The sequence below is a fragment of the Dehalobacterium formicoaceticum genome (assembly GCF_002224645.1).
Classification (GTDB): Bacteria; Bacillota; Dehalobacteriia; order Dehalobacteriales; family Dehalobacteriaceae; genus Dehalobacterium; species Dehalobacterium formicoaceticum.
This window is the reverse complement of the sequence record NZ_CP022121.1, coordinates 789,715-810,184: the sequence shown is the minus strand read 5'-3', so window position 1 is coordinate 810,184 and position 20,470 is coordinate 789,715. Positions and strand designations below refer to the sequence as shown.

General features: G+C 46.0%; 14 protein-coding genes. 2 read left to right on the top strand and 12 right to left on the bottom strand.

Translation table 11 applies throughout. From position 1 onward, the window contains the following. Window positions 1–29 precede the first annotated feature (29 nt). The 6 genes from CEQ75_RS03990 to CEQ75_RS03965 form a co-directional block, all read right to left on the bottom strand. On the bottom strand, window positions 30–230 hold the full coding sequence (locus CEQ75_RS03990; RefSeq protein WP_089609178.1) for a DUF951 domain-containing protein: 201 nt from the start codon (window positions 228–230) through the stop codon (window positions 30–32). 30 nt (window positions 231–260) lie between these two features. After that, window positions 261–1,094: a mechanosensitive ion channel family protein gene (locus tag CEQ75_RS03985; RefSeq protein ID WP_089609177.1), complete on the bottom strand. Its 834-nt coding sequence runs from the start codon at window positions 1,092–1,094 to the stop codon at window positions 261–263. After that, window positions 1,091–1,909 (bottom strand): HEAT repeat domain-containing protein, encoded by an 819-nt coding sequence (locus CEQ75_RS03980; RefSeq protein WP_157677321.1) that lies wholly within the window; start codon window positions 1,907–1,909, stop codon window positions 1,091–1,093. The genes CEQ75_RS03985 and CEQ75_RS03980 overlap by 4 nt, the downstream gene beginning before the upstream one ends. Window positions 1,910–2,142: 233 nt before the next feature. Continuing rightward, window positions 2,143–2,376, bottom strand: coding sequence for a hypothetical protein (locus CEQ75_RS03975; protein ID WP_089609175.1), 234 nt, complete (start codon window positions 2,374–2,376; stop codon window positions 2,143–2,145). Further along, window positions 2,367–3,440, bottom strand: a complete 1,074-nt coding sequence (gene selD / locus CEQ75_RS03970; RefSeq protein WP_089609174.1) for a selenide, water dikinase SelD — start codon at window positions 3,438–3,440, stop codon at window positions 2,367–2,369. Before selD ends, CEQ75_RS03975 begins: the two co-directional genes overlap by 10 nt. Window positions 3,441–3,500: 60 nt before the next feature. Next, window positions 3,501–4,190 carry an epoxyqueuosine reductase gene (locus tag CEQ75_RS03965; protein WP_157677319.1) on the bottom strand — a complete coding sequence of 230 codons (690 nt, stop codon included), beginning with the start codon at window positions 4,188–4,190 and terminating at the stop codon, window positions 3,501–3,503. Window positions 4,191–4,444: 254 nt separating this feature from the next. Between CEQ75_RS03965 and CEQ75_RS03960 the strand changes: the two genes are divergently transcribed. Further along, window positions 4,445–5,398, top strand: coding sequence for a polysaccharide deacetylase family protein (locus tag CEQ75_RS03960; RefSeq protein ID WP_157677317.1), 954 nt, complete (start codon window positions 4,445–4,447; stop codon window positions 5,396–5,398). A gap of 2 nt (window positions 5,399–5,400) precedes the next feature. On the opposite strand, the gene CEQ75_RS03955 is transcribed toward CEQ75_RS03960, so the two are convergent. From CEQ75_RS03955 to CEQ75_RS03935, 5 genes are all read right to left on the bottom strand, one after another. Further along, window positions 5,401–8,625 carry an RHS repeat-associated core domain-containing protein gene (locus CEQ75_RS03955; RefSeq protein WP_089609171.1) on the bottom strand — a complete coding sequence of 1,075 codons (3,225 nt, stop codon included), beginning with the start codon at window positions 8,623–8,625 and terminating at the stop codon, window positions 5,401–5,403. Between the two features lie 815 nt (window positions 8,626–9,440). Beyond that, complete coding sequence (locus tag CEQ75_RS03950; RefSeq protein ID WP_089609170.1) at window positions 9,441–10,163, bottom strand: hypothetical protein; 723 nt, start codon at window positions 10,161–10,163, stop codon at window positions 9,441–9,443. An 18-nt stretch (window positions 10,164–10,181) separates the two neighbouring features. Next, window positions 10,182–15,554 carry an RHS repeat-associated core domain-containing protein gene (locus tag CEQ75_RS03945; protein ID WP_198306625.1) on the bottom strand — a complete coding sequence of 1,791 codons (5,373 nt, stop codon included), beginning with the start codon at window positions 15,552–15,554 and terminating at the stop codon, window positions 10,182–10,184. A 324-nt stretch (window positions 15,555–15,878) separates the two neighbouring features. Next, window positions 15,879–16,382, bottom strand: coding sequence for a hypothetical protein (locus CEQ75_RS03940; protein ID WP_157677315.1), 504 nt, complete (start codon window positions 16,380–16,382; stop codon window positions 15,879–15,881). Window positions 16,383–16,411: 29 nt separating this feature from the next. Continuing rightward, complete coding sequence (locus tag CEQ75_RS03935; protein ID WP_089609167.1) at window positions 16,412–18,961, bottom strand: RCC1 domain-containing protein; 2,550 nt, start codon at window positions 18,959–18,961, stop codon at window positions 16,412–16,414. Window positions 18,962–19,103: 142 nt separating this feature from the next. On the opposite strand from CEQ75_RS03935, the gene CEQ75_RS03930 reads away from it, so the two are divergent. Continuing rightward, on the top strand, window positions 19,104–19,973 hold the full coding sequence (locus CEQ75_RS03930; RefSeq protein WP_198306624.1) for a DUF1002 domain-containing protein: 870 nt from the start codon (window positions 19,104–19,106) through the stop codon (window positions 19,971–19,973). Between the two features lie 149 nt (window positions 19,974–20,122). Here CEQ75_RS03930 and CEQ75_RS03925 read toward each other — a convergent pair whose 3' ends face one another. Further along, window positions 20,123–20,467 carry a hypothetical protein gene (locus CEQ75_RS03925; RefSeq protein ID WP_089609166.1) on the bottom strand — a complete coding sequence of 115 codons (345 nt, stop codon included), beginning with the start codon at window positions 20,465–20,467 and terminating at the stop codon, window positions 20,123–20,125. Window positions 20,468–20,470 lie beyond the last annotated feature (3 nt).

Here is a 20,470-nt window from a genome sequence, read left to right as displayed (position 1 = left end):
ATTTTACCTGATTATAGCACCTCCATAAATTATTTTTCCGGAGGCGCATTGCTTTTGATAATTTTTTTTACTCGTTTTTCAAAATCAACCCGGGACAGCATTACCTGATGACTGCAGGTCAGACATTTAATGCGAAAATCCATCCCTGTGCGCATCACTTCCCATTCATAACTTCCGCAGGGGTGAGGTTTTTTTAGGCGCACTATATCCCCCAGATAAAACTGAGCCATCTTTGATACCTCCTTATCTTCCAAAGTATTTTAATAGACTACCTTTGCGGCGGGAGACGGTATTTCAATCCCTGCCTGATCTAAGGCGCCTTTTAATCGTTTGCGCAATTCCCTCTCCAAAGGCCACTGCTCTAATGCCTGGGTGAAAGCAATCACGCGAATCAGCACCTCGGAGGAGCCCAAATCCTGTACCCCCAATACCCTGGGCGCTTCTACAATGGTCTCCTTAAATTCTTTTGCCACCTGGTCCGCTTCTTTTTGAAGCACCTCTATGGCTCTGTCAATATCTTCTTTATAAGATATCCTGACATCCACCAACGCCCGTGATTTTCCCCGACTAAAATTAGTTACGATGGTAATTTGACTGTTGGGGATAATGTGCAATTCACCGGCCCAATCCCTGATGGTGGTCGTCCTGAGACCCATTTCCTCCACGATTCCACCTACGCCGGCAGCCTGAATGTAATCTCCCACAGTAAAATAATTTTCAAAAATCATAAAAAAACCTGTAATAACATCCTTTACCAGACTCTGGGCACCAAAGCCTACCGCCAAGCCAACGATACCGGCACTGGCAATGATCGAAGCAGTGTTCACACCCAATACACCCAAAACCATCAGAATAACCATAAAGTAAATACCGTAGGTAACGATGCTCAAGGATAGAACCTTTAATGTTTCCAATCTTTTTGCTTCACCAAAAAGGCGCGAGCGCATAGATTGAGCAAATAGCCGTTCAATCATGCCTCTGCCTAGCTGAATCAGAATACGGGCCCCGATCAGGATCCCAATTATTTTCCCTAGATTAAGAAATAACCAACTTATAAATTCCGGTTTCATATACGGCTCAAAAAATTGTGTCAATCTTGCCCATCCTCCCCTGCCGCATCGATCCTTTTCAAGGCGTCCTTAACATTTTCCCTCACCCACCAGGTTTCATCCGCCAAAGATTTTTCGAGGGCAGGAATGGACCGGGGGTCTTTAATCTTGCCTAAGGCTTTCGCTGCCCTGGAACGAACCTCCCATTCCTGATCCTGTAGCATGATGATCATGGCATCCGTAATCTCTTGATTACCGATTTCCCCCAAAGCCTCTACCGCCTTCATACGCACCTTGAGGGATGTATGGGAAAATTCTTCCAGGAGGGCAGGAACCGCCCCTGGATCACCAAATTCCTCCAATATTGAGATGGCCAGGCATTTACCATCCTCAGAAAGATCCGGTAATCTTTCCAGGATTAAATTCATCCCTGACTTTCCATAAGAGAGTAGCACCTCTGCCACTCGAGCAGGTACAAATTGATCAGAAGATTCTAAAGCATTGATTAAAGGGATGAGCAGCTTCTCATGTTTCATCTCCTTTAAAATCTGGGCAGCGGTAAGATGTTTTTCCTCATACTTAGAGCCTAAATCCTTAACAAGATCATCAATCAAGCCTTCGTCTTGCCAGACCTCCCATAACTGACCCCTTTTTTCTAAAGAAAGTTCTGGCCAAAGGGCAGAGAGCAGGGAGATTGAAGCCTTGCCATCGGCCCTCACCTGGTTTAAAATATTTTCCGGGATCAGTCCGGGCTCATTTTTGATCAGCTGAACCAGATTTTCTGACCTGTCCTCACTGTTCTTAGATCGGCGTCTTGCCCCTTTGAAAAAGAAAGAAAAAATCCCTTTAAAACCCGGCAATTGCAAAAATGTCCCCTCCCTGATTCGGTATTAGATCGTTAAAATTTTCTCCACTAAGAACAGTTTGTCCAAAATGTTATACATGGTGGAGATTTCTCCGGCGCAAAGCTTATGCTTCACTTTATAATATGCCGGGCAGGAATCGGAGATCAATATTTGAACCCCTCGTTGTTCCATTTCTATCAGGTAACCCAGTACGGTCGATCCCTCACAGGAAAGAAAGACGCCTTGATTCAAAAAATAATATATTGGGGTAAGGGTTCCTTTTGGGCAAGGGTTTGAAAGAAATTCTTTATCAGGGACTCACCCCATTCCTGACTACCCCGTCCCAGGGTATCTCCTGTAACGAGAATTGCCATGCTTGCCCGCTCCGCCACCAAACGGGCCGACAAATCCGTAATCGGCCTTTCATGAATAAAGGAGCCCATTTCGCCGCATTTTTGTTCATCGGTTTTTTTTACGACCATTTTCCATTCCCCTTTATATGAATTTTCCCTGGAGTATAGACCTCCCCAGCACCCTGCAATAATCTTCCTACGACAGCATAACCGACCCCCCTCTTTCTCAAGGCATCAGTTAAGATATCAAGCCTTTTTTCCGGTACCGTCATCAAAAGTCCACCGCTGGTTTGCGGGTCAAATAATATATCCCGCATAAAGACGGGCACATCTGAGGCGAATTGAGCACGCTCTTTCATATGTTCCTGATTGGCATAACTACCTGCCGGAATCAGTCCCATTTTTGCAAACTCAACCGTTTCCGGCCAGACAGGGATCTGATCTGCCCAAATTTCCGCTGTGACACGGCTGGCCGCCGTTACTTCCCCCAGATGGCCTAAAAAACCAAATCCGGTAATATCCGTGGCGCAATGAACCCCTGCCTCCTTCATACAATAGGCAGCATCCTTGTTCAAGGATGCCATCTCAGCGATCATCCGGCCAACTGTCTTTTGGTCCAGCAAATCTGCTTTTACGGCGGTGGCTAAAATCCCATTGCCCAAGGATTTGGTTAAAACCAGAACATCACCTGCTTGCCCATTGCTGTTAGGCAGAATATCTTCCGGCCGGGCAGTTCCGGTGACAGCTAAACCAAACTTCGGTTCCTGGTCATCAATGGTATGACCCCCAATCAAGAGAGCGCCTGCTTCCTTGACCTTATCTGCTCCCCCCAGGAGAATTTCCCCTAATAGCTCCAGGTCACCGCATTTGGGAAAAGCAGTAATATTCATGGCCGTCAAAGGCTCTCCGCCCATAGCATAAATATCGCTCAGGGCGTTAGCCGCCGCAATCTGACCAAAAGCATAGGGATCATCAACCATGGGCGTAAAAAAATCCACCGTTTGAATTAAGGCTAAATCATCCCGCAGCTGATAAACCCCGGCGTCATCATAATTGTCTGAGCCTACCAGCAGGTTTTCATGGTGAAACTTGGGAAGTCTTTCTAAAATTTTCGTTAAGGTCCCCGGACCTATTTTTGCCGCTCACCCGGCAGCTGTTACCATCTGAGTCAAACGCACTTTTTGATCAGACATATTTGCTCACCTCTTGTGCCGAATATTTTTTAAATGCCCCTTTGCTATCATCAAATTCCTTTATTTGCCCCAAGGACATGCGGCTAAACAGCGTCCGCACACTCTTTTGCCAAAACTATGACGCACGTTGGCTAAATAATCATGGCAAGCCTGGGCATCCAGGCGCAATGATAAAGGATCCCCCAGGTGAAATTCTTGCCCTTTAATGGCCTGAGGGGGGCAGGCATCCTGACAAGCGGTACAGGAACCGCAGCACCCTTCCTCCAAGGGCTGATCACTCTCCAAAGGAGCATTGGTTAAAATCGTGACCAGGCGCAGGCGGGGACCTACCTGAGGATTGACCAGGCAACAGCTTTTCCCGATCCAGCCTAAACCAGCCCGGCTTGCCGCCAAACGATGACTGAAGATTCCTGCGAGTTTCGATTCATTCACCCGTTGGGAAGCGGGTATGGGGAAGGTACGGAAGCCTTTCTTCTGCAGTAAATTACTGATTCTCAATGCTATATCATTTAATCGGGCATTGATCACATCATAATAATATAAATAAGTATGGGTTGGGCCTTCCGCCAATTCATTTAAAACCTCCTTGGGGAAAAACACCGCCACAGAAATTGCCCGCTCCAATCCCTGGTACGTATCTCCATATTCCCCGGCAATCTCACGGGCAACATCATCCAGAGATGCCACTCCAAAAAGGTCTCCCCCCAAGTGGAAAACCATTTGTTCCAATTCATTTTTAAGTGTCAGCACCGTCAATGATCCTCCTCCAAAAAGCTGCTTTAGCATATTATATCACTTTTCATGATTCTATATCTGAAAAAATTATCATTTGCATTTCTGCCTCTTTCCCTTCTTTTGACTTTCGGGAGCATAGTTGTTATCCTTGAATAAATGTTTTGCGTATTTTGTCATTTCATGAAACAAATTGGCCTGATGAAACGTCTACTATGAGGGAATGATCCGGGATCATCCACTTATTGATTACATGCTGGGAGAAAATGCTTATGAAAAAACTTATATTGATCCTCATCCTGATCAGCATTATCTGTTTCGCAAGTGTGGGGTTATATAGAAACAATGGGTCAAAAACAGAGATCACCGTTCTGACCTATCATCATTTAGATGAAAAAAACAGAAATAGTGTGACCCTTCTGACCGCTGATTTTAAAAAGCAAATGGCCGCATTAAAGGAGGCTGGCTATACCTTTCTTACTGCCAGTGAGCTGTCAGACATCATCAACAAAAATGAGATACCGCCCCCCAAGCCCCTACTCGTTACCTTTGATGACGGTTACCTCAGCAACTACACCTATGCTTATCCCATCCTTAGGGAGATGGGACTGAAAGGAACGATCTTTGTTGTAACCGGCGAGATGGGTAAAACTCCAGGAAATCTTCCCCACTTCACCTGGGCCCAAGGCAAGGAAATGGCGGATTCCGGTGTCATTGATATTCAAAGCCACAGTCATGAAAGTCATTACAATTTTCTCGTCCAAAATGAGGAAACAGGAGAGTGGCTGGAAAAACCCGCTCTCACCAACCGTTTGTTTCTAGAAGATAAGAGGGAAAGCCTGGATCAATATGAAAAGCGGATTCGCGAGGATCTGCTTCAATCTAAGCAGCTGATCGAAAAAAATATCGGAACTGAAGCTGTAGCCATTGCTTATCCATACGGTGCCCACAGTAAAGCAGTCAGATACCTTACTAAAGACAGTGGCTTCCAACTTGGCTTTATCACCAAGGAGGGTTTTAATTCTCTTAAAACCGATCCTTTTCAATTGAAAAGGTTTAATGTTTTTGGTGACTATTCAGTGGAAAAATTACTTTCTTTGGTAGACGGATCAGCTGAGACAACTCCTGCTCCAATTCCGGTGACGCAAAAAATAAAACCGTTTTTGAAGCGTATTTATTTGCATGTATATCAATTTATTGAATATATAATGATACGTTATAATTAAGACTACTTCCCGGGAGCAAGGGAGGATCCGGGCGTAAGCACCCATAATAGTTGTCCGGGAGACGGGGGTATTGACATTGCTGACACCCCCAATGACCAACTTAGAATGCCAATAACCCCGTCCCTCCGACATCCTAGTACCGGGTTATTATAACAATATTGATACAGATTCAAACTTAGCGGATTGGTGACCTGCCCCTCATTACTGTCCTCCGAAATAAACCTGCCCACAGAGGGATCGTAATACCTGGCCCTTAAATAGTACAGCCCACTCTCCTCATCATAGTACTCTCCCGCATAGAGGATAGGATTATCAATCCCTTCCGTCTGACTAAGCACATTCCCCCATTCGTCATAGGTGTAGCGGTTGACTACAGCACCGCTGCTGTTCACGATCTGCACCACATCACCATGGCCATTGTAAAAATAATAATAGTAGCTGCCGCTGATCTTGCGGGCCAGCATTCGGTGGCCCCAGATGTTTTGGGCTGTTAACTGACCAGATCCGTTGGATTCAGCCAGGACTCTCCCCTGATCATCCAAATGATAGCGCAGGGTATCCGTGCCCTGGATCTTCGCGGTGCGCAGACCTTCCCCGTCATATTGATACTGGGTTACCTCCCCTTGGCTGCTAAACTGGGCCAATTGATCCCAATTGTTATAGGTAAAGGTACTGGGTATACCGGTCAGTTCATCCTCTGCGGTACCCCTCATCTGGGTACGGTTGCCCCGGGTATCATACCCATAAGTTTTCTTTGTCCCGTCCGGCAAGGTAGTTTCAATCAGTCGGTTCAATACATCATAAGTATAACGGGTCACGCTCCCGTTTTCCACCTGCTCAATAATATTGCTGTTATCATCATACCGGTAGCTATATTGGGAGATAATCTGAGTGCCCACTTTATTCACCAAGAAAGTCAGGCGGTTCATATTATCATAAGTATAGGTGCTGAGGGGAATCTTTCCTCCGACCGCAGGATACTGCACCGATTTCAGCATCCCGTCCCCGTAGAATTCGTAATCGAAGACCTGCCCTTCCACGGTTACCTGATCCGGATTGTTCAGACTGTCATAGCTGTACTGAACCGTCAAGTTAAAGGGATCCTGCACGGACGTCCGGTTTAAAACCTGGTCGTATTGAAAAACAGTGCTGTAATTACCCAACTTTCTTTCCCGGGTGACTCCGTCGCCAAAATATTCATAGGTCAGGGTATCCCCGTACACCTTGCTGCCCCCGGTATCCTTCCAGACCTCATATTGATCGGGCTGGCCCATGGGGTGATAGGTGATGGTGATGCCGTCATCATTGGCCCTCTTTTCTTTGGGCCGATTCAGATAGTCATAAGAATAGGCGGTGCTTTTGCCTGTGGCATCCGTCATCAAAACAGGCAATCCGGCGGCGTTATTAACATAGGTGCGAGTTTCCCCCATGGGCCTGGTTTGTGAGAGCAAAGCTCCACGCTCATCATAAGCTTTGCTGTTAATGATGCTCTGGCTGTTTTCATATTGCTTGATTTCACTGATTTGATTCAGATGGTTGTAAGCGTAATCCGTGTTTTCTCCTAAGGCGTTGGTGACGCCGGTTACATTACCCAAAGGGTCATAGTGAAAATCTGTTTGGTTTCCTCTCCCATCTGTAAGACGGATCAAATTATCCAAAAGGTCATAGGTATAGCTTTCCTGTACCCCAGAGCCGCCGCTTACGGGATAGGCCCTGCGCTCAATGATCCGGCCTCTTTCATCGAAGCACTCCCGGTAGTGGTTTTCACTGCTGCCCCCTGCCGGCTGGAAATAGGTATCCTTACTTTGCTGTACAATATCATACTCATAGAATTGTTTATTCCCCTGGACATCGGTGACGGATTTCAAACGATCCCATTCATCGATGCTGTAGACAGTTTCTCGTTGGAGGGGATCTTTTGATGAAACCAACCGGCCGTAGTCGCCATAGTGGAATTGGGTTGCACGGGTAAGACCCTGCACATGCTCCCATTCCTCTTTCACCAGAAGATTGCCGTAATCATCATAATAATCGTAGGTGCGATTGATAATCGGCCGGTCGATGATACTGCGAAAATGGATGGTCGACGTCTGTACCCGAAAAGCCCCCCGGCCGTTATAGCCATAGTCCGTCAACAGCACTTTGTCATATGTAAAATACCGAATTGCGATATAAGTACCACTCTTATCTTCCAGATCCCAGGGAGACCATTCAGACATCAACCGTCCCTGAGTATCATATTGATAGGTGGTTTCATTACCCAAGGCATCATCTTCACTGATCAGATGGCCCCATAGAAAATCATATTGACGAGTGGTGATACTGGTTTTAGGTACTCCGTCTTCCGTATACTTTTGCATAATCCGGGTGGGATAGGCAGCATAATTAGCATCATACTGATACTCTGTAATCTCCTGCTGACCATTCGGGAGCGCCCGCCAGGTTTTGCTGCAGTTCCCGGGATGGGCCCCGTCCGCATATTCAAAATAGGTGGTTTCCCCCTTGGCATTAGTTGTGGACTGAATCGCACCGGAGGATGTATATTCGGTATTTTCCGTTAATAATACACCCTCTTTTTGATAATAGCTTGTGGATGCAGGAAACTTATACGTGGGATGATAGGTATAGCTCACAGTATTCAGTTCCTTTTGGGTGCTGTCTTCCCATTGGGCCGGGGTCAATGGTTTCGTTTCCTTTGCTACGCCGCCCCAGGTATTATAGGTATAGCCCTGATAGAGGGGATAGGTACCGCCGCTGTTTTCCTGCACACTTTTGATGCGGAGGGGCTGGTTATGGTATGTCCCGTCATACTCTTCATAGTACAGAGTTTCCTTTTCACCCCCGGAATGGTAGGTGACCCTTTGATCTTCACGAAGGCCCATGGCGCTGCTTCCTTTGAAGACGTAATCAGTTTTTAATCCGTCCTCCTGCTCTACGCTGCAGATCCACTGGAACCCTGTATTTTTAGGTAAATCATGATTACTGTAAAAGGTCTCCGAGTAGCCGGTTTCATTGTAATAGGGATTTCCCTGGTAGGTACCACCGTAACTGTAGGTTCTTTTGTTATGTCCTCCGCCGTCCCATTTGTTATTAACTAAGTATTGTTCTTCCCGGGAGGTCAGATAGGATTGTTCATAAAAGCCTCTTCTCCCCAAATGCTTGGGGTTCGTCTCATTAAAATCATAATTAATCCGGCTGTTACGCAGTGAGATGCTTCTTAATAACACCTCACCAATCGTTGCATAGCCACCTGAATATTCCTTGTTGACAAAAGAGAAAAAGTCCGTTCTTAGTCTGTATCTATATTCATATAAATCTTCCCCGTCATGGTAGCTTACCAGGCTGGGATATCTTCTTTGGCCGGAATATTCTTCCCCCGGATAGAGGTGTTGACATACATTGCTAACACTTCTAAAGAATTAGAATGCCAACAACCCAGTCCCCCTGACATCCCGTTTGGCTGATCAAGTCGAATCCCCTGGTTCATAGTTTTAGAACAATATCACTAGAAAGCCGGTATCTGTTTCTGATCTCTAACACCCATTACCTGGTATTGAACGATATTTCTGTCATCTGGCAACTAAAGCAGCATTAACGGTTTCCTGACATTCCTGAAAAGCTCAAAAAATCGTCGTTCATCGTGAAGCCCTTTTGCAGATACCCATGCAAAAAAGTTTTATCCACTGTCGGAACCGTGTGCTGCGCGGAGATTTTACGCGGTATCCGACCGCGAGAATCACTTGATGTCCTATTGACACCTTCTTTTCAAATAAAAAAGGTCAATAGACTTTAGTGTCCGTTGACCTGATGTTCAGAACCTCAAAAAAATTTTGCTGAACATCTAAGATGGTCAAGAAAACAGCTCAACAATCAGTGTTTATCTGACTGTTGAGCTGTTATTACAGCAAAGCTTCCGAAATGAACCCTTCAAGGATCGTCCCATGTTCTAATAATAATGGCTTTGAGACTAGGAGGTTGCGGGTATTGAGACGATTTCAGCACACCCCCCTGTAACATGCCAATAACCCCGCAACCCCTACACTTAATCAAACTTCCACTTGCATTGTGTGTAAGCAAGACGGTTTTGAATTATGGCCTTTTCTTTAAGACGTTCATTTTCGTTTAATATTCTATCCATGTCGGTGTATTTGCCCACTAAAAAATAATTTACGAAAATGTGGTCATCATCAGCCGTTAATTCATCGAAATCAATTAGCAAACCATTTTCCGCTAATTCCAACAAGCAACAGCTGATTAGCTTATCTGGTTCGCTTATGCTATATTTTGTTTTGCCCTCAATACATGATTGAATTTTTTTAGCCAATAATGTAGCAAAATCTTCAATATGTCGACAATATAGTTTACAGAAAAACCCATCATCATGCGCCAGATAAGCGAATTGGTTGTCTAACTTCTCAAAAAAAGGTGTTGTTAATGGTTTATACATATGCCCCAAATATAGCAACTCTGCTATCTGTTCATCTGTTAATTGATTAACCATGTCCGCTTGCTTATAATCCACAAAGCAGAAGTCCCCATAACTGTTAACATCTTCTTTTGCTAATAATCCAACCTCATCTAATCCTTCTACCAATTCAAAGTTGTTTGCAAAACCATTTCCCATATAGTTTGACTTTAAAAGAAGAATATGCTCTATTGGATTCCGCAAATAATGTACAAATTCATAAAATTCTATGCCTGTATAAATAAATTCACGATCTTTAGCATTTGCATTAATATAAATCTTTGTTCTTTTTTGACTCATTTTCTCCGTCCTCCTATCTCAAAAAATAGGTATTGGCATGGGGGCTGGTGACGGCATAGGTATGGGCATGGAATTTGGCATTGGGACAATCATTCCTTTTCCGTTATTGCTGTTTCCAGCATTATTATTTATATAAGTAGGCCCAGTATAATACTCAATTAATTCATTTCTATTTGGCCAATACGGCGCCGTATATCCCATCGGTCTATACGGCGCAACCTTAACCGCTCTACCATTAGGATATTTTATATAATGGGTACCACCATCATCTACACCTATATAAATCTTATTCGCCCAATCTTTTTCTTTTGCGTCCCAATCCCATCCCTTTTTCTTTTTCAAATTATTTTTTACGCTACCGGGAGGACCTCCTTTAGAACCATCATGCGGCGATCCATCTTCATTTTGTGCATATTTTGAGTCTCCTTTATACACGTGCGCATGCTTATCTGATCTAGCACCCGATGCATCACGTTCTATTCTGCCAGTCCAACCATTTCCTAGATCAAATTTTACTGCTAATGCTGCAAAAAGCCATGTATCATTGGAATACATTAAACCACCTTGAATGAAGTTACCATTGCCATCACGGTCATATACTGTGACAGAGCTTCCATCCAAATAAACAGTTCCTACATTCGTATTGGAATTCCAACTGATGCTGCCACCTAAATTTTGAATCGTTGGCCGGAGTTGGACATATGCTAATCCACTAGGATCAATAAAATTCACCGGATTATTAAAGCAATATGTGTACCAGTTCAAGCCGTGCCTAGCAGGATCCTCCGATATAAACCTGCCCACTGAGGGATCGTAATACCTGGCCCTTAAATAGTACAGCCCGCTCTCTTCATCATAATACTCTCCCGCATAGAGGATGGGATTATCAATCCCTTCCGTCTGACTCAGCACATTCCCCCATTCATCGTAGGTGTAGCGGTTAACCACAGTACCGCTGCTGTTCACGATCTGCACCACATCGCCATGACCATTGTAGAAATAATAATAGTAGCTGCCGCTGATCTTGCGGGCCAGCATTCGGTGGCCCCAGATGTTTTGGGCTGTTACCTGACCCGCTCCGTTGGATTCGGCCAGGACTCTCCCCTGATCATCCAAATGATAGCGCAGGGTATCCCCGTCATTGGTCTTTGCGGTACGCAGACCTTCCCCGTCATATTGATACTGGGTTACCTCCCCTTGGCTGCTAAACTCGTCCAACTGGTCCCAATTGTTATAGGTAAAGGTACCGGGTATACCGGTCAGTTCATCCTCTGCGGTACCCCTCATCTGGGTACGGTTGCCCCGGGTATCATACCCATAAGTTTTCTTTGTCCCGTCCGGCAAGGTAGTTTCAATCAGTCGGTTCAATACATCATAAGTATAACGGGTCACGCTCCCGTTTTCCACCTGCTCGATGATATTGCTGTTATCATCATACCGGTAGCTGTATTGGGAGATAATCTGAGTGCCCACTTTATTCACCAAGAAAGTCAGGCGGTTCATATTATCATAAGTATAGGTGCTGAGGGGAATCTTTCCTCCGACCGCAGGGTACTGCACCGATTTCAGCATCCCGTCCCCGTAGAATTCGTAATCGAAGACCTGCCCTTCCACGGTTACCTGATCCGGATGGTTCAGACTGTCATAGCTGTACTGCACCGTCAGGTTAAAGGGATCCTGCACAGATGTCCGGTTTAAAACCGGATCGTATTGGAAAGCGGTGCTGTAGTTTCCCAACATTCTTTCCCGGGTGACTCCATCGCCAAAATATTCATAGGTCAGGGCATCCCCGTACACCTTGCTGCCCCCGGTATCCTTCCAGACTGCATATTGATCCGGCTGACCCATGGGGTGATAGGTGAGGGTGATCCCATCCTCATTGGCCCTCTTCTCTTTAAGCCGATTCAGATAATCATAGGAGTAGGCGGTGCTCTTACCCGTGGCATCGGTCATCAGAACAGGCAATCCGACGGCGTTATTAACATAGGTGCGAGTTTCACCCATGGGTCTGGTTTGTGAGAGTAAAGCTCCCCTTTCATCATAGGCTTTGCTGTTAATGATGCTCTGGCTATTTTCATATTGCTTGATTTCACTGATTTGATTCAGATGGTTGTAAGCGTAATCTGTGTTTTCTCCTAAGGCGTTGGTGACACTGCTTACATTCCCCAAAGCGTCATAGTGAAAATCAGTTTGGTTTTCTTTCCCGTCTGTAAGACGGATCAGATTATCCAAAAGGTCGTAGGTGTAGCTTTCCGATACCCCGGGGCCGCCGCTTACGGGATAGGCCCTGCGCTCAATGATCCGGCCTCTTTCATCGAAGCACTCCCGGTAGTGGTTTTCACTGCTGCCCCCTGCCGGCTGGAAATAGGTATCCTTACTTTGCTGTACAATATCATACTCATAGAATTGTTTATTCCCCTGGACATCGGTGACGGATTTCAAACGATCCCATTCATCGATGCTGTAGACAGTTTCTCGTTGGAGGGGATCTTTTGATGAAACCAACCGGCCGTAGTCGCCATAGTGGAATTGGGTTGCACGGGTAAGACCCTGCACATGCTCCCATTCCTCTTTCACCAGAAGATTGCCGTAATCATCATAATAATCGTAGGTGCGATTGATAATCGGCCGGTCGATGATACTGCGAAAATGGATGGTCGACGTCTGTACCCGAAAAGCCCCCCGGCCGTTATAGCCATAGTCCGTCAACAGCACTTTGTCATATGTAAAATACCGAATTGCGATATAAGTACCACTCTTATCTTCCAGATCCCAGGGAGACCATTCAGACATCAACCGTCCCTGAGTATCATATTGATAGGTGGTTTCATTACCCAAGGCATCATCTTCACTGATCAGATGGCCCCATAGAAAATCATATTGACGAGTGGTGATACTGGTTTTAGGTACTCCGTCTTCCGTATACTTTTGCATAATCCGGGTGGGATAGGCAGCATAATTAGCATCATACTGATACTCTGTAATCTCCTGCTGACCATTCGGGAGCGCCCGCCAGGTTTTGCTGCAGTTCCCGGGATGGGCCCCGTCCGCATATTCAAAATAGGTGGTTTCCCCCTTGGCATTAGTTGTGGACTGAATCGCACCGGAGGATGTATATTCGGTATTTTCCGTTAATAATACACCCTCTTTTTGATAATAGCTTGTGGATGCAGGAAACTTATACGTGGGATGATAGGTATAGCTCACAGTATTCAGTTCCTTTTGGGTGCTGTCTTCCCATTGGGCCGGGGTCAATGGTTTCGTTTCCTTTGCTACGCCGCCCCAGGTATTATAGGTATAGCCCTGATAGAGGGGATAGGTACCGCCGCTGTTTTCCTGCACACTTTTGATGCGGAGGGGCTGGTTATGGTATGTCCCGTCATACTCTTCATAGTACAGAGTTTCCTTTTCACCCCCGGAATGGTAGGTGACCCTCCGGTCTTCACGGAGCCCCATGGCGCTGCTTCCCTTGAAGACGTAATCAGTTTTTAATCCGTCCTCCTGCTCTACGCTGCAGATCCACTGGAACCCTGTATTTTTAGGTAAATCATGATTACTGTAAAAGGTCTCCGAGTAGCCGGTTTCATTATCATAGGGATTTCCCTGATAAGTACCTCCATAGCTGTAGGTTCTTTTGTTATGTTCTCCGCGGTCCCATTTGTTATTAACCCGATAATCTTCTTCCCGGTCTGTCAGATATGATTGTTCATAAAAGCCTCTTTTTCCCAAATGCTTGGGTTTCGTCTCATAAAAATTATAATTGATCCTGCTGTTGCGTAGTGAAATGTGACTTAGCAACACCTCACCAATAGTTGCATAGCCTCCTGAAGATTTCTTATTGACAAAAGAGAAAAGGTTCATTTTTAGACTGTATTTATATTCGTATAAATCTTCCCCGTCATGGTAGCTTCCCAGACTGGGATATCTTCTTTGACCGGAATAGTCCTCCCCCGGATAGACCTGGTAATCATCCATATCCAATTCACCGTTTTTATAACTTAAAAGAACTCCTTGAAATAAATAATCATAAGATTGAGTATTAATGACCCCGCGCTGATAAGTAAGGGTTTTGGTTTGACTCAGGCTGGGATCCTTTATGGTTACGGTGATGGGATTGTTGTTATCATCCTCGCCATCCTCTTCATAAAAATTATCCGTATATTGAAAATTGATCTTCCTGCCGATACTATCCGTGATTTCTGTGATCAAAGGATACACTTGATCCAAACATACCTTATCCAACCAGGCATCTCCCTTAGCACTCTTGGCTAAGAATTCAATCTGGATATAATCGGTATCATCGTCGACGGTGAAATATTCCTCAAAACCGCGCCAATTCCAATCCCCGTAACTGGAGCTGGCAATTTCAATTGAACTGTTCGGCACTTTTTCCAGGAAATATCCGGACACCCAGCCGCCCAAATATGCATTATAATGGATGCCGCGCCATTTTGAATATTGGTGAATGCGCACAGAGGCAACCCCCGCATCCAAGGCATCCGCCAAATAACCGCTGATACGATGCTTGCGGTTGGGTGTCACTTTAATCGGCTTGGAAAAAGCAGATTGGGTGGTCCTGGTGGAAGAAGGGTGCTCAAACCACAAGGAAGTATTATCCTGGTATCCCTTATCAGTTGCTATTTTAAGGTAAGCTTCATTAAAGGTCCAGGGTACACCGCTATCCATCTGGTTGCTGTCGTCAAAATCGTAATTTACCACCCGGTTGGTTACGGGAAACAATTTATGCTTAAACTCAATTTTGTTGCCAAACCGGTCAATTATCGCCATCAGACGGCCATCCGCCGCAAAATATTGCTTTGTCTTATCCGCCGTCTCAAAAACATACTGGGAGCGGATACTTTCCAAACCGTCTCCTTCCGTACCGTCCATATACACATAGGTGGTATCTCCCCTGAATTCACAATCTTTGCGATAATAATTCTCCAGATTGCTATCCCCGGTTTGTGAAGTCATTTTAACCAGGTATACCTCACCGTTACCGGTATGATAATATAACTCTCGGCTTTCAATATCTTGATCGCTGTCTTGTTCTACCTGAACGGAAGGAAAGGCGAAGGACCAGCCGGTACCTAAATTATAACGCTCCTGAAAATATGAAGAAAAACTGTTTTGCTGATCTTCGAAAGGGGAGATATCCCATTTCCCCGTCCGCGCCTGACTGCTTTGATAAATTCTGCCGATCGTTAGATCCAGACCGTTTCTCCCCGGCAACTGAATGTCATCGAAGCGCAGGGTTAATTCACCTGTTTGGGGTGATACAATTTCACTGGTATCGTCCCAGGCAGCATATTTATTGTTATGGACATTATTGGCAATGGATGGGCCCACCAGGCTGTTGAACCAGCTCTCTTCTTCGTTTACCTGCTGCATGATTGCCTCTAGTTCCGACTCTAATGCAGGGTCAAGTGTGTTATCCGGTATGCCTTCAAGTATTTCCTCATTTGATTTATCCATCTCCGGGCCGGAGGAATCAGCACCGGCAGACTCATCCCCTGCCGGTGCCCCTTCGGGTTCGGTTTCATCAGCCTGATCCTGCTCCGGTTCGTATCCCTCTTCGATTACAGTTTCCGGGAGGGATTCTTCCGTTACAATATCTTCATCGTTAAGGGTTTGGTCGGATGTATCGGGGGCAGCTCCCCTTTCTTCAGCCGGTGCATCTTTTTCGGTACTTTGACTGCTGTCTGATTCAACCGGCTATGTGACTGTTTCTTCATTTATATCGTCAACCATCTCGTCAGCCGGGTCAGAGATAATATCTTCATTCATATCAATAACGGGATCAGAGACAGGTTCTTCACCTACCTCTTCTTCAATCAGCTGCGGCTCTAAAACCGGTTTTTCCGGAGAAGGAACCTCAGCTTTGGGAGGGAGTAAAAAACCTGTTCCTTCAAAAAGATAATTCCGCAAACGGTCCCAGCTGTTATTTTCTTCTAAGATACTTTTTACCAACACACTCAGTGCATTTACACGGACAGTGCCTTCGGGCAGAGACAAATCAATAAAATTATCCTCTTCTTCATCACCCAGGCCCACATATTGGTGATTAATAATAGATTTTGGCTCTGCGGTGGTTGTGTCATCTTCCTTAAAGATCTCTTCGATATCTAAGTCCTTGAATGAAGCAGCCGCCAAGGATGGTACCGGGATACTGCCGAATAAAAATGTCACCAATAATATCCACGCAATAATTTTTTTCAATGCCAACCCGCCCTTCTATCCTTCAAATATTAATTTAACGGTTCTTTGGACAGCAGATTCCCGTTCTGATCATATATAAACTGCCAGGTCGTATTGCCTTGCCTCATGATTAAACGATTGTTATGATCATATTGATAATAGAAACTGGGACCCGTAGAAATATTGGGCTTGGGCCACACATTGGATCTAAAGGTACCATCGCCCAACTGTCCATATGTGTTCTGTCCCCAGGTCCAGATATTATGATCACTGCTTAGACCTAAAGAAAAATCATATCCGGCCGATACCAGGACGCCGCTTTCGAAACGCTGCACCTTTACAGGTACTCCCCGGGTAGTATTAGTACCATCCCCCAACTGACCGTAGTAGTTTTGCCCCCAGGCATAGGCTGTGCCATCGCTTTTTAAGACCAGGTTGTGCACACCCCCTGCGGATATTCCTGTTACATTGCTTAAGGTGGATATTTGCGTCGGGAGATAAGGAGTCGTACTGCCTCCCCAGGACCAGACCGTACCGTCGCTTTTCAAGGCCAATGAATTTCTATCGCCGGCTGATACAGCAACGATATCGCTTAGGGCGAGGACCTGCACCGGAACTACCCGCCCCGTCGTCGTATTATCACCCAGCTGACCATATGCGTTTTCTCCCCAAGCCCAGACAGTGCCATCGCTTTTCAGAGCCAGATTATGCTGCCTGCCCACGGAAATGGCTTTGACGCCGCTCAAGCTGCTCACCTGCACCGGAGCCAGATAAAAGTAATAATCTCCGGTTCCCAGCTGGCCGGAACTGTTCATCCCCCAGGTCCAAACGGTTCCGTCGCTTTTCAGGCCCGCACTGTGATAGTAACCGGCACCGATTCCTACGATATGGTTTAGGTTTAACACCGACACCGGGGTGAGTCTGCCTGTTCTTGTATTATCACCTAACTGTCCCTGGCTGTTATTACCCCAGGCTTTAACAGTCCCGTCACTCAGTAAGGCCCGACTGTGCAAATTCTTGCCGGAAATGCCCATCACCTGTTGCAGCTGCAGCACCTTTGCCGGTGTATTGCGATTCGTTGTTGTTCCGTCTCCCAAGATGCCGCTTCCATTATATCCCCAGGCCAGGACTTCACCCTTTTCCACGACCATGGAGTGATAGCTGCCGGCCGCTCCTTTAACGATGGAGGTCTGGAGGCCCAGCTTCAACGGCACACTCTCATAATAGGCGTTGGTGCCGGGCCCCAGTTGACCATAATTGTTCGGCCCCCACAAAAAGCACGAACCATCTGCTTTTAAGATCATGGTATTCCTTCCGTTATGCTCCCCTACCTCTGTTACCTGAGTGAGATACGGATTCATTTTGAAGATACTGCTGTCTGTTGATGTTCCGTCACCCAGGCTTCCGCTATTATTGAAGCCTGCCGACCACAGGGTACCGTCATCTTTCAGCACATGACTGTAATAATATCCTGCAATGACCTTTTGGGCATTGAGTAAACCATCGACCTGGACCGGTATATTACGACCCACCAAACTGCCGTCTCCTAACGCGCCATAAGAATTATCTCCCCAGGCCCAGACGGTGCCGTCCTCTTTAACAGCCAGGGTATGATCCACTCCGCAGGAGATGGCAGTAATTGAATTCAAGCCCGTCACCTGCACCGGCGTATTACGCGCGGTGTTTGTCCCGTCACCCAGCTGGCCTTTTCCATTTTTGCCCCAAGCCCAAACGGTACCGTCACTTTTTATGGCCAAGGCATGTTCACAACCGGCACTGATAGCGATGATGTTCCGCAAACCGCTGACCTGCACCGGTAAAGAGCTGGACACAGTGGTGCCGTCACCCAATTGGCCATACCGGTTTCTGCCCCAAGCCCATACTGTGCCGTCGCTTTTTAGGGCAATATTAAAATCATACCCGGCTGAAATGGCAGTAACATCGGATAATCCGGCTGTCTGCACCGGTGCGTAGCGTGAGGTAGTTGTTCCGTCACCTAATTTACCATAGCTATTGTTACCCCAGGTCCAGACCGTGCCGTCACTTTTTAAGGCGATGCTGTGTTCAAAACCGCCGTCCACAGCAGTTACCTGAAATAAATTACGCACAGGCCCCGGCATGGCGCGATTTATATTTGTCCCGTCGCCCAATTGACCTGTCCAATTTCTGCCCCAGGCCCAGACGGTTCCGTCCACAATCATCATATGGTAACCAAATCCCCCTGTAACCGTGCCCGGCTTACCGCCGTCACCCTGACGGAGGACTGTCATATCAATACTTTCCCTTACCTGCATATCCCTATCCACCGGTATAACACTGCCTTCAATATCCGTTATTTGATCCGGTCTGATTTTTTCAAGGGCATTCCCTGCATTCACTTTTCTGCCGGTTTGGGTTCTCTCTATTAGGGTTGACAACAAATCTCCCGTTTCCATCAGGGCCTTTTTTATCTCAGCGGGCTGCATATCCGGATTTTGTTCAAGGAGCAGGGCGGCCGCAGCCGCCGCCAAAGCGGCGGAGAAGGAGGTACCTTGCCGGGATTCATATTTTCCTCCGGGGGAGGTACTTAGAATAACTTCCCCGGGAGCTGCCATGTCCACGGATGATTTTCCATAGTACTTAGATTATTTTAAGACTACTTCCCTGAAGATAAAAATTTAAAATTTAGGAAACATTTTTAGGTTGGAGACAGTCTATAATATCTGGAAGGGAAAAACTAAATTTTTGAATAGGAGTGAAGCTATGTCCATTAAAAACAGAAAAATCCTTATGATGCTCGGCGTCATTACCATGTTGCTCATGCTTGCACCCTTGGCTGTTCTCGCTGGAAAAACAGAAGCGGTAAGCCTGGGCGCAGATTTAACCGCTGCCCAAAGAACCCAAATGCTGGAGGAATTCGGTGTCTCTGAAAGAGATGTGGATATTATCGAAGTATCCATTCAAGATGTGGAGGAGCATCTCAAAGGAATTGCCACCAAGGAGAAGATCGGTACGAAAGCGATTTCTTCCTCTCATGTCAAATTATTGCCCAGAGGGGAGGGTCTGGGCGTCAGCACCCATAATATTACCTGGGTAACCAAGGAAATGTATGCCAACGCCTTGGTCACAGCAGGAGTCAAAGACGCGGAGGTGCAGATAGCGGCTCCTTTTGATGTCACGGGAACAACGGCTCTCACCGGTATTATGCTGGCCTTTGAAGAAGCTACTGGGGAAAAACTATCCACTGATGCCAAAGAAACGGCCAATGAAGAGCTTTTCGTCACGGAAGATATCAGCCAGGACATTGGTAAAGACGAAGCCGTGAAACTGATCCAAAACGTAAAAAAAGAGATTACCCAGCAAAATATCAAAACACCGGAAGATATGCGACAGGTGATTTTAAATATTGCTCAGGAATTAGGGATCAATCTTTCCGAAGAGCAGGTCAATCAAATTCTCAACCTAATGGAAAAAATCAGCAAGCTGGATTTGAATGTTGATACCATCACCAAACAATTGGACAGTATTAGCCGGAATCTTGATATCGTCAAGGATACGCTAAATGAAAACAAGGGCTTTTTCCAAAATCTTTTAGACTCGATCATGAGCTGGCTGCGCAGCATCTTCGGCTAAAACTAGGATTGATCAAAAAAACCAGAATTTGATGCCCGCTGAGTGATTTTGCCAAATTCTTCAGCGGGCATCTTCTTTTACAGGGGGGAAACCTTGGACCAGCAGTTGGCTTAATTTTTGATATCTTCCTTCTGCATTTTCCGGTATTTTTATTTTACAACAAACACTTGCACAGATGTCCGGTTTAAAACCGGATCATATTGGAAAGTGGTGCTGTAATTCCCCACCTTTCTTTCCCGGGTAACCCCGTCTCCAAAATAACTGTAGGTCAGGGCATCTCCGTACACCTTGTTTCCCCCGGTATCCTTCCAGACCGCATATTGATCCGGTTGACCCGTGGGGTGATAGGTGATGGTGATTCCGTCATAATTGGCTCTCTTTTCTTTGAGCCTATTCACATAGTCATAGGCATAGGCGGTGCTTTTGCCTGTGGCATCCGTCATTAGAACAGGCAATCCGGCGGCGTTATTAACATAGGTCCGGGTCTCTCCCATAGG

Bases quoted from the DNA above. Each gene is read 5' to 3' on its own strand.
- CEQ75_RS03960 (WP_157677317.1), top strand. From the start codon at position 4,445: ATGAAAAAACTTATATTGATCCTCATCCTGATCAGCATTATCTGTTTC.
- CEQ75_RS03950 (WP_089609170.1), bottom strand. From the start codon at position 10,163: ATGAGTCAAAAAAGAACAAAGATTTATATTAATGCAAATGCTAAAGAT.
- CEQ75_RS03930 (WP_198306624.1), top strand. From the start codon at position 19,104: ATGTCCATTAAAAACAGAAAAATCCTTATGATGCTCGGCGTCATTACC.
- CEQ75_RS03990 (WP_089609178.1), bottom strand. From the start codon at position 230: ATGGCTCAGTTTTATCTGGGGGATATAGTGCGCCTAAAAAAACCTCAC.
- CEQ75_RS03945 (WP_198306625.1), bottom strand. From the start codon at position 15,554: ATGCAGCAGGTAAACGAAGAAGAGAGCTGGTTCAACAGCCTGGTGGGC.
- CEQ75_RS03925 (WP_089609166.1), bottom strand. From the start codon at position 20,467: ATGGGAGAGACCCGGACCTATGTTAATAACGCCGCCGGATTGCCTGTT.
- CEQ75_RS03975 (WP_089609175.1), bottom strand. From the start codon at position 2,376: ATGGTCGTAAAAAAAACCGATGAACAAAAATGCGGCGAAATGGGCTCC.